Genomic DNA, 300 nt, shown 5'->3' on the forward strand with positions numbered 1-300 from the left:
GCCGAGCCCAACTTCTCCAGCAGAGCACGCAACGCCTCATGGGCCAGGCCCTGCGCTCCCAACGAAGCGAGTGACACAGCCCCTACTTCTCCAGGATGTCGATAGCCTCCACGAGCGAGCGCATGATGTTGCGGCGGGACAGGGCGCCGACGAGCTTGCCGTCCTGCACCACCGGTACCTTCTTGATGCGCTTGGAAGCGAACAGGGCGCATACCTCGTCCACGGGCGTGGTGGCCTCCACGGAGATCACGCGGCGCGTCGCCACGGCCATGACGTTCAAGCCCATGAGCTCCCGAAGGC

The 300-nt window shown here is 65.7% G+C and carries 1 protein-coding gene; it reads right to left on the bottom strand.

Translation table 11 applies throughout. From position 1 onward, the window contains the following. Positions 1–82 precede the first annotated feature (82 nt). Positions 83–300 (bottom strand): CBS domain-containing protein (locus tag NE591_RS14440; RefSeq protein ID WP_256157007.1); only part of this gene is annotated, 218 nt, incomplete at its 5' end.

It is taken from the genome of Adlercreutzia sp. DFI.6.23 (assembly GCF_024462535.1).
Lineage (GTDB): Bacteria > Actinomycetota > Coriobacteriia > Coriobacteriales > Eggerthellaceae > Adlercreutzia > Adlercreutzia rubneri.